Source organism: Spiroplasma sp. hyd1, assembly GCF_016082235.1.
GTDB classification, from domain to species: domain Bacteria; phylum Bacillota_I; class Bacilli_A; order Mycoplasmatales; family Mycoplasmataceae; genus Spiroplasma; species Spiroplasma poulsonii.
This window is the reverse complement of the sequence record NZ_JXYY01000106.1, coordinates 1-1600: the sequence shown is the minus strand read 5'-3', so window position 1 is coordinate 1600 and position 1600 is coordinate 1. Positions and strand designations below refer to the sequence as shown.

Annotated in this window: 1 protein-coding gene; it reads left to right on the top strand. The window is 20.0% G+C overall.

What is annotated here, in order from left to right:
- Positions 1 to 344: 344 nt before the first annotated feature.
- Positions 345 to 1436 (top strand): Mbov_0401 family ICE element transposase-like protein, encoded by a 1092-nt coding sequence (locus TS70_RS08765; RefSeq protein ID WP_198049783.1) that lies wholly within the window; start codon positions 345 to 347, stop codon positions 1434 to 1436.
- Positions 1437 to 1600: the final 164 nt, after the last annotated feature.

The following is a 1600-nucleotide window of genomic DNA, read 5'->3' as shown; positions in this document are numbered from 1 at the left end:
TCCATAAATTACTATATATTCTTTATTATCTTCTTCTACTTCTGTACCGCTAGGAATAAACTTTCATTTACTTCCAACTGGCGGTTGTTGTGGTTTATTAGGTTCTGGTTTATTACCCCCCNGTTTTCATTGTTATTTGGTTTTTCACAACTAATTAATGTTGTTGTACTTGCTGTAGTTAATCCGATTGTTCCTAAAATACTTAGTCATTTTTTCATATTTTTATTCCTTTCTGTGAAATGCTATAATTTTTTTAATTATACTATACATTTTTTAAAGTAGGTGTAAATTTATGAAATATATTAATTAATAATTTTAATTTAACAACGAAAGGAAATAATAAAATGTTTAATTTTAATAAATTTAGCGTAAATATTTATGAAAATGCTTTAAATCAGTTAATAGAAAAAATAGAAAGAATTGATAATATAATTTTTAAAAAACGAGATAAAACAAAATATTTTGTAAAAGAAATAAAAACTAGAAAAATTAAAACAGAATTTGGAATATTGATTTATAAGCGAAGAATTTACAAATATTTTTATAAGGGTAAGTGAAAATATGTTCCTCTTGTTGATAAACAATTTGGAGTTAAAAAATGGCAAAGAATAATTAATAATTTAAAACTAAAAATAACTGTTGAAATAGTAAAAAATAAAAGATATAGTGATATATTAGATATGTTTAATTNCAAATTACATTGTTCGTCTGTTTCGCGTATTTTACGAAAAGCATTAATAAAAAGAAAAGATAAAAAAATAGATTTGAAAAATTGTAAAAATTTATATATTAATTTAGATGATGCATATGTAACTTTAAAAAATAAAAATAATAAATCTTATTTGCAAACTGTTAGAATAATTTCATTTAATACTGGAAAAGAAAATAATAAATCTTTAAATAAAAAATATTGTTATTTTTTTCTTAATAAGAAAACTCGGGGTGCAGAATTTAATGCGTTCTTTATTAAAAAACAAATTCAGAAATTTTTTAAAAATTATGAAAATATTAAATTAATTATTGGTGGAGATAGTGCTAAATGAATTAAAAAAACTGCTAAAATTTTAGATGGTATGTTTATATTTGATAGATTTCATGCAATAAGAGAATTAAAGAATAATATATATTGTGGTAATCGTAGTAAAGAATCCTTTAAAAATTATTTACACGCAAAAGAGTTATTTTTANAAGGAAAATACGACGAATTTATAACTTTTTTAAAATCATTACAGAATGAAAGAATTAAATTAAGGTATTTTATTAATTTAAAAAATGGTATTTTAAATCAAAATAAAGAGTGAAATATTGGCGTATCTGCTGAAAGCGATGTTTCAAGAGTTGTAAAATCTTGTTTAGGATATGGGAATAAAACATTTTCGTTTTCAACATTTAAAAAAATTTTAGATTTAAAAATTATGAAATTTAATTTTAGTTAATTTAAAATAATATAATCTTAGTTTTTAAAATATTTTTTAGTGTGTAAAAATATGAAATTATTATTTGTATTTTTATTTTTTTTGTGTTATTATTTTTTTATAAAAGAAAAAAGTTTCTTGTTTTTAAATAAATTAAATAATACCCGTTTATTTGCAACACTCCC